The organism is Pseudoalteromonas sp. G4, assembly GCF_028875915.1.
Taxonomy (GTDB): domain Bacteria; phylum Pseudomonadota; class Gammaproteobacteria; order Enterobacterales; family Alteromonadaceae; genus Pseudoalteromonas.
The window spans coordinates 19,288-27,632 of sequence record NZ_JAPEHW010000059.1 but is presented as its reverse complement, the minus strand read 5'-3'; the positions used below and the strand labels follow the sequence as shown (position 1 = coordinate 27,632).

General features: G+C 41.9%; 8 protein-coding genes. 4 read left to right on the top strand and 4 right to left on the bottom strand.

Features of this window, described 5'->3' with window-relative positions; translation table 11 throughout:
• On the bottom strand, positions 1–282 hold a 282-nt coding region (locus tag ON073_RS15185), incomplete at its 3' end, for an outer membrane protein assembly factor BamB family protein (RefSeq protein ID WP_274762735.1).
• 149 nt (positions 283–431) lie between these two features.
• Between ON073_RS15185 and ON073_RS15180 the strand changes: the two genes are divergently transcribed.
• The 3 genes from ON073_RS15180 to ON073_RS15170 are packed head-to-tail and all read left to right on the top strand — an operon-like array spanning position 432 to position 2,536.
• Complete coding sequence (locus ON073_RS15180) at positions 432–1,349, top strand: SPFH domain-containing protein (RefSeq protein ID WP_274762733.1); 918 nt, start codon at positions 432–434, stop codon at positions 1,347–1,349.
• Positions 1,350–1,388: 39 nt separating this feature from the next.
• Positions 1,389–1,844, top strand: a complete 456-nt coding sequence (locus ON073_RS15175; protein ID WP_274762732.1) for an NfeD family protein — start codon at positions 1,389–1,391, stop codon at positions 1,842–1,844.
• Positions 1,845–1,849: 5 nt separating this feature from the next.
• Positions 1,850–2,536: a pseudouridine synthase gene (locus tag ON073_RS15170; protein ID WP_274762731.1), complete on the top strand. Its 687-nt coding sequence runs from the start codon at positions 1,850–1,852 to the stop codon at positions 2,534–2,536.
• Here the strand turns inward: ON073_RS15170 and ON073_RS15165 are convergent.
• Complete coding sequence (locus tag ON073_RS15165) at positions 2,526–2,696, bottom strand: hypothetical protein (protein ID WP_274762730.1); 171 nt, start codon at positions 2,694–2,696, stop codon at positions 2,526–2,528. The two genes, ON073_RS15170 and ON073_RS15165, sit on opposite strands and share 11 nt — an antisense overlap.
• A gap of 362 nt (positions 2,697–3,058) precedes the next feature.
• Here ON073_RS15165 and ON073_RS15160 point away from each other — a divergent pair, with 362 nt between their 5' ends.
• The gene (locus ON073_RS15160) at positions 3,059–3,934 is read left to right on the top strand and encodes a DMT family transporter (RefSeq protein WP_274762728.1); all 876 of its coding nucleotides are present in this window, start codon (positions 3,059–3,061) and stop codon (positions 3,932–3,934) included.
• Positions 3,935–3,983: 49 nt separating this feature from the next.
• Here the strand turns inward: ON073_RS15160 and ON073_RS15155 are convergent, their stop codons facing one another.
• Positions 3,984–5,036 (bottom strand): efflux RND transporter periplasmic adaptor subunit, encoded by a 1,053-nt coding sequence (locus ON073_RS15155; RefSeq protein ID WP_274762727.1) that lies wholly within the window; start codon positions 5,034–5,036, stop codon positions 3,984–3,986.
• Positions 5,037–5,039: 3 nt separating this feature from the next.
• Entirely contained in the window at positions 5,040–8,339 is a 3,300-nt protein-coding gene (locus tag ON073_RS15150; RefSeq protein ID WP_274762725.1) for an efflux RND transporter permease subunit, read from the bottom strand.
• Between the last annotated feature and the right edge of the window lie 6 nt (positions 8,340–8,345).

Below are 8,345 nucleotides of genomic sequence, written 5' to 3'. Positions count from 1 at the left end.
AACATTACTCGCAACAGTACCGCTCACTGATGCTGCATGATTACCGACATCGATAATACATGTGCCGTAACCCAATCCTTTTAGCGAATTAGTCCATAGCTGTTCACCTGTGGCTTTATCTAAACAAAATAAATGACCTGAAGAAGATGCGTACACCTTGTTATTATCGCTACTTACTACAGTAATTGTTCCTGATTTTAACTTTTTACGCCAAAGTTCACTGCCATCGTCTTTATTAATTGCAACAACATGTCCATTAATCCCTAAAATAAGATAATTCATAAGCCCTCCATTTAGTGTTAATAACAGCATGCGTGATTTCATTAAAAAAGAAAATACCGCCCAGCACCGTTATTATCCACTTATCATTAAATCTGTTATTTCAGCTCAAAAAGAGTTAGATTGAAGTCAATTAAACAGGAGAACTTTTTATGGAACAGTTTGATATTACAATAATAATTGGCCTTGCCGTTGTCTTTATCCTCGTTATGCTAGGCATCAAAATGGTACCGCAAGGTTTCAACTACACAGTAGAGCGTTTCGGTAAATATACCCGAACACTAACACCTGGTTTACAACTAATAATTCCACTTGTTGATACCATTGGTCGCAAGCAAAACATGATGGAGCAAGTATTAGATGTACCACCACAAGTGGTAATTTCATCTGATAATGCCCAAGTAACGACCGATGCAGTGTGCTTCTACCAAGTGCTCGACCCTGTTAAGGCTTCATATGAAGTAAACGATTTAGAACGCGCCATGCGTAACTTGGTAATGACCAACATTCGCGCGGTTTTGGGCTCGATGGAACTCGACGAAATGCTATCAAATCGAGATAAAATTAATGGCTCCCTTCTCATCAAAGTGGATGAAGCAACGGACCCATGGGGCGTAAAAGTAACACGTATCGAAATCAAAGATATCGCCCCGCCAATGGACCTAGTTGACGCTATGGCGCGTCAAATGAAAGCTGAACGTGAAAAACGTGCCAGTATTTTAGAAGCTGAAGGTGAACGTGAAGCAGCTATTAAAGTTGCAGAAGGTCAAAAGCAAGCCGAAATACTTAAAGCTGAAGGCCAATTAGAGGCAGCTAAACGCGAGGCTGAGGCACGAGAACGTTTAGCAGCAGCGGAAGCCGAAGCAACACGCTTAGTGTCAGAATCTATTCAAAACGGTGACTCACGTGCAATTAACTATTTTGTTGCACAAAAATATATGGAGTCGCTGGGTAAACTAGCAGAATCAGATAACAACAAAGTAATGATGATCCCACTTGAAGCAAGCAACATGTTAGGTTCTATCGCTGGTGTTGCCGAAATTGCAAAAGAAGCATTTGGCAAGAAATAAACCTTACATAGATGTATACTATGTGTTTTTGGAGCAGTTATGATTATAGAGCTATTAAATAATTTAGAACCTTGGCATTGGTTATCACTTGGATTACTGCTGCTTGGTGCTGAAGCACTTGGCGCATCAGGCTTTTTGCTTGGAACGGCAATTGCGGCGTTTTTATTAGCGATTATCAATGCCCTATTTAGCGATATTTCTTGGCAGACTCAGTTAATTTTATTTGCTATCGCAGCACTTGGTTTTTCAATTGCTTACTGGAAATACTTTAAAGAATTTAACAACCGCTCAGATCATGGTCCACTGAACCAACGAGCTGCAAGTTTAATTGGTCGTGAACTAGTTGTAGAACATGATCTAACAGGTGGACAAGGTCGAATACAAATTGGCGATACTTTTTGGAAAGTAAAATTTGAAGGCCAAATAGATAAAGGCACACGCATCAAAGTAGTGGATGCCGACAGTATGAGCCTGCAAATAACCTCAATTAACTAAATTTTGTGAGTAAAATCCGCCTCGCTAAATTTATTGCTGACGCTGGGATCTGTTCACGGCGTCAAGCTTCTCGCTTGATTGACGACAAACGTGTGCGTGTTAATGGTGCGTTAGCTAATCATATTGACCATGTTGACGGTGACGATCTTGTCGAACTCGATGGTCAACAAGTTGTTACACAACATGATAAACACTACTTCGCTATTTTTAAGCCTATAGGTATTGATTGCAAATTAATACCAAGCGACCCAAGCAGCCTGATTCACCTGCTACCACAGCACATCAGATTATTTCCAATCGGTCGTTTAGATAAAGATTCACATGGCCTATTGTTACTCACTAATGATGGTGAATTATGCCATCAATTAAATCACCCAAATTTTGAGAAAGAAAAAGAATACATAGTTACCACCAGCAAGCCTATTTCTCCCAAATTCTGCCAACAAATGATGGCGGGCGTGCCGGTAAAAGGTGAAATCACAAAGCCATGTATTGTTGAGCAACTAAATGAAACGCAATTTTGTATTATATTAACGCAAGGCCTTAATCGGCAGATACGCAGAATGACTAAGTTTTGTGGGAATTATGTGACAGATTTAAAAAGAGTGAGAATTGCAAAATTAACACTTGCCGAGCTTAATCTGGAACCCGGCAAGTACTGCGCGATTAGCCGCAGCCAAATTACTTCCTAAAGCGAACATACATATAAAGACTTGCAATAACACCGCCTGGTAACAACGCCTTTTCCATACCATTCATTGCTAAGTAAGACATTGTCGCAATGAAAAATACCGTCGTTAAAATAACGTCTAAGTATTCCAAAGAGAATTCTAATAATTTATTGGTATTCATAACAATTCCTTGCTGTTGTGCTAAACCAAATCAGGGGTTGATTCAAACATTAATAAAAATAGTGTGCTTTGATAAGCTGGGTGTAGCTTAGAATTTTTGGATAAAAAAACTTTGATCTAGAATAAAAAACAGCCGAGGCATGAAAAAAATAAGCCGCAAAACTTGCGGCAAATCAACAATAGCATCATGTGGAAAATGTGTAGCAAAGGGCTAGCTACAAAACCTATTATAAAAAAACACAAAAAATTCGCCTGCGACAAAATGTCGCACTTTTAATGAATTTTTTTCACCTATTCAAAAAACCGCGACCTTTATTCTCTTTTCAACTGATAAGATACATTTTTCAATCAAAAGGTATCTCTATGCTTTGGGTCTTTTTTACGGTGCTTGCCGCATTTATGCAAACCTTTCGCAATGGCTTGCAAAGCAAATTAAGTAAGCATGTCAGCACGCTAGGAGTAACGCTAGCGCGTTTTTTATTTGCGACCCCAATTGCACTGGTTTACCTTGTTGTGCTGTATCAATTTGACCCCATCGAGATACCCGCATTTAATGCTAAGTTTTTAACCTATGTTGCTGTTGCGGCAGGAATGCAAATTTTAGCAACGGCACTGATGGTGGTGCTGTTTAAGCAGCAGAACTTTGCCATAGGAGCCGGCCTTGCAAAAAGTGAAGCCCTCGTCGCGGCTATTTTAGGCGCGCTCTTTTTCGGCAGTAAGTTGACTTTGCTTGGCTGGTTTGGCGTTTTGCTTGGCGCATTGGCCGTTTTTGTTTTAAGCGGATTAAGATTTACTCAAGGGTTTAAGCTCAAGACCGTGTTCATTGGCCTTAGCTGTGGCAGTGCTTTTGCGCTTACTTCACTTTCAGTGCGCGAAGCTAGCATTGCGCTTAATTTGCCATTTCCGCACAGTGCTGCTTGGGTACTATTGTGGGTGCTCAGTGTGCAAACATTGATTTTATTAATACATATCACGCTTAAAGAAAAGCACACCTTTAGCAAATTAAAACAACATCTGCCCACAACCTTTGCCATTAGTGTTACAAGCTGTATTGGCTCTATTGGTTGGTTTAGCGCGATGAGTTTACAGTATGTGGCGTATGTTAAAACGCTCGGGCAAATTGAAGTGCTGTTTACTATTTTACTTGCCATTTTCTGGCTTAAACAAACACCAAGCAAAAATGAATTACTTGGTCTGGTACTAATTGCCATAGCGGCGATTTTAGTGATGTGGCAATAGCGATACAAAAAAGGCTGCGAAGTGCAGCCTTAAATTGCTAATTAAAATACTAAATCACCAACTTTTCGCCGCCAGATAAACCTGAGGTAATAATTATTAAGTTGTTTTCCAAAGGTTGTCCTAAACGCACAAAGCGCTCGCTGATTTTACCGTTTTCAAGCACTGACACCTTAGCTAGCTGACCGAAATGTTGAATATAACGCGCATCAATCGCAATCACGCCGCGCGCATCTTTATCAATACCAACTTTGGCATACATGCCCGGCATCAGTCCTGTTAAGTCGATATTATCGCCCGCTAAATCAAGCTTTACTTCAAAGCTGCGTGCTGCACTATCAGCAAGCGGTACAATTTCACTTACCCTTGCTGCACGCACTTGATTCAGTGCTGATAACTCAACTTGCAGCGTTTGTCCTAACGACAAATTAACCGCCTGACTTTCAGGTATAAAGCTACTTATTTGAATACTGCTTGGATTATAAAGTGCAACAACAGCTTGCCCTGGGTTAACTAAATCACCAGGTTCTACCATTCGATCAACCACTTTACCCGCAATAGGCGCAACAATTTTACTGTAGGTTAAGGTAACTTTTGCTTGGTCCAATTGTTGCTCATAGCTAAGTTTAGTGGCACGTAGCTGATCAAAAGTAGATTGCACTGTATCTAAATCATTAACTGAAATAAGCCCTTGCTCACGCAGCGCTTTATTGCGTTTTAACTGAAGCGTCGCTTGCGTTAATTGCGCTGAAACCGCCTCTACCTGAGCTTCTATTTGCCCTACTTGTGCTTTTAAGTCTTGATTATCAAGTTCAGCAATCACATCACCGGCTTTAACAATATCGCCAGCTCTCACATTCACTGACGTGACATTTGCTAAAATACGACTCGCAACTTGGGTGTTTTGTCTAGCAATTAAGTTTGCTGGTAACCATAGCCGTTCAATATGCTCATAAGGTTCAACAGTGACAGTTTGTACATTCTGCAATTCGTCGTTTGATGTACTTGGCGCAACTTTATTGTCAAAGCCGCCCGCCATCATAATGATCATTACAATCAAGATAACGATGGCACTGATCGGAATTAATACTTTTTGTTTTGTCATGATTTATTGCTCCTGACGCTCTTGATCGCTGTTTTGTGACTCATCGAAAACCAAATAGTAAACGGCGGGCACAATAATCAAACTAAATAGGGTGGAAGAAATAATGCCAAAGATAATGGCGAGTGCTAAACCACTAAACACAGGGTCTAGAATAATCACTAAGTTACCCAATAATGTGGTGCCTGCTGTAAGCAACACTGGGCGCATACGTACGCTACCTGCCATTAATAAAGCCTGTTTTATTGATTCACCCTGAGCGCGCGCTGCGCTGATAAATTCAACCAAAATAAGTGAATTTCTCACCACTATACCTGCAAGGGCAATCATGCCTATCATCGCGGTTGCAGTGAATAGAATCGGCTCAGGACTATTTGCAATCTCGCGTTCACCAAACTGATTGATTATCCAAAACCCCGGCATAATACCAATCACAGTTAACGGGATTGCCGACATAATAATGCCCGACAACGCATAAGACCCCGTTTGTAAGCGAAGAATAAAGAAGATACCTGTCAGTGCAAACGCAAATGCAATGCCCATATCGCGAAACACGCGCGCGGTTATCCTTAGTTCGCCTTCACCACTCCAAGTAAGCCAAGTGCCTTTTGGAATTGACCATAATTCACCACCACCGTTATTTAGGTAGTGACGGTCCTGCCAAGCAACATGGCTTGCTTGCTCATCGCCTAATTGTTCACGTTGGTCAGCATTAATATCTGCGACCACTTCCGCCGGTGTTCTGCCATTTAACTCAGCAGTGACATAAATCACTGATTGTAAATCTTTGCGGAAAATAGGCTGTGCAACCGTTAAGGTTTGGTATTCACCTAATTCACTAAGCGCTACGAGTGGTTGGGGTGCAGCTTCTAACCCTAGCCCTAAATCAGTTTGTGCGATGCCTTCTCGACCGCGAATATAAAGGCCATCAAGTTCACTTGATTGATTGCGTGTCGCGTAAGGAATACGTAATTTTATCGCTAAAGGCTCGGCCTCAGATTCACTCGCAATTGTGCCCGCCTCAACGCCAAAGCCAGCAATCATTAAGGTGCGTTTAATATCTTCTGTCGCAATTCCCGATAATGCAGCTTTTTCTTTATCTACCACAAAACGATTAATCTTTTGCGCCGCTTGCATTGTGGTATCAACTTCAACCACATGAGGCTCACTGGCTAATCGCGCAGCCACTTGGCGCGCGGCTAATTGCTGTTGCTCTAATGCGACAAATGGCTCTCGGTATACTTCCGCCACTAAAGTTGATAACACCGGTGGACCAGGTGGCACCTCAACTACTTTGATATTGATGCCATTTTTATTAAATGGCGCCAATAATTCACGTAGCCGCAATACCACACCATGGGATTGATGTTCGCGTTCGCTTTTATCGACTAACAGCACTCGGATTTCAGCCAAGTTTTCTCGCGTACGTAGATAGTATTGGCGCACCATGCCATTGAAATCGATAGCACTCGGCTCACCTACATACACCGCCACAGCATTCACCTCAGCAACACGCTTTACCTGCTGCGCAATTTCCGAAGAAATAGCTGCACTTTGCTCTAAACTGGCTGATTCTGGCAAGTCGATTAAGATTTGTACTTCATTCTTATTATCAAACGGTAAAAGCTTAAGTGGTACCGTGCGGAACACCGGCAATAAGGCGCTAGCAACAAACAACCCAAGCGTCAGCCAAAGCGCCATTTTAGCACGTGATTTTGACGCCAAAATTGGCGTTAATATTTTATGGTAAAGGTCGCCACTGTTATTAGTTTCTTGCTCTACGGGAGAATCTGTTAGTAACTTACTCGCAAGCCACGGTGTAACAAATAAAGCCACTAAGGTTGAAACAATCACACTGACAGGCACATTAAACGCCATTGGTGCCATATACGGCCCCATCATGCCGGTTATAAAAGCCATGGGCACAAAAGCAAGTACAATGGTTACTGTCGACATAATCAATGCAGGACGAATTTCACTCATCGCCGCAACAATTTGACCTTCTTTATTTTGGCCCTTACTCATAAAGCGTTTGATGTTATCGATGCCGGTAATCGGATCATCGACCAGCAAGCCAAGTGATAAAATCAAAGCAAATAACGTTACACGGTTAATGGTATAGCCAAACGCCATATCCAATATAAGCGTTAAGCCATAACAAATAGGCACTGCCAAACCAACCACAATCGCCGGTCGCCAACCTAAAAACACACCGATAAATACCACCACAGTAAACACCGCAAACGCCAGTGATGAAACAAGGTTATTTACTTTCTCGTTAGCGGTTTCACCGTAGTTTCTAAGTACCGAAACATTAACATGATCTGGGATCAGCTGCCCTTTAAGTGATTCAACCTCAACCAACACACGATTAGCAAGGCTTACTGCATTACTGCCCGCTTGCTTAGCAACGCTAATAGTAACCATTGGGTGATCGGCTGTGTTGGTAGCCACTTCGCTATACCATTGATAGCTTGTTGGCTCGGTAGGGCCGTCTTGAATAGTGGCAACATCGGATAAATAAACTGGTTTGCCGTTGATAACATTTACAATTAAACGGTTAAGCGCTTCACTTTGACGAAATACATCGCCCACCTCTAAAACCACAGACTGATTATTGGTTACCTGTACACCAACTGTCGCAAGTTGGTTAGAGACATTGAGCGCGTTATACACATCCATTACGGTGGTATTAAATGCGGCAAGATTAGTAGTATTTAAGTAAATTTGTACTGCACGCTGACGACCACCAATCACCTTAACTTCAGATGTATCGTCAATTGCTTGTAAATGTGTAGAAACTTCTTGGGCGATACGGCGAAGTGCATAGTCATCATAAAGTTGCGGCTGCTCACTCCATAGCCCCAACATCATAATAGCCACATCATCAACTTCAATTGGCTTAATCTGCCAATTGGACACAATGCTGGGCATAGTATGCTGATTTGCGAAGAGTTTGTTGTAGGTATTTAAAATTGCTTTTTCGCGGTCTTCACCCACATAAAAGCGCAGCGTAACAATTGCACCACCCGTTTGTGTGACTGAATAAACATGCTCTACGCCTGGCACTTGTGCCAATAACTTTTCAAGTGGAATAGTAACTTGTCGCTCAACTTGATTGGCGCTGATATTCGGAACCGCAACTTGAATATCAAGCATAGGTACAACAATTTGCGGCTCTTCTTCACGCGCAGTAAATTGCAACGCCAATAAGCCACTTAGTAGCGCAAAAATAAAAATGATAAGCGGAATGCGCCCTTGCAATGAGCTGGCAACCAAGCGGTCAACAGGATGCGTTAACTTCATTTTTAA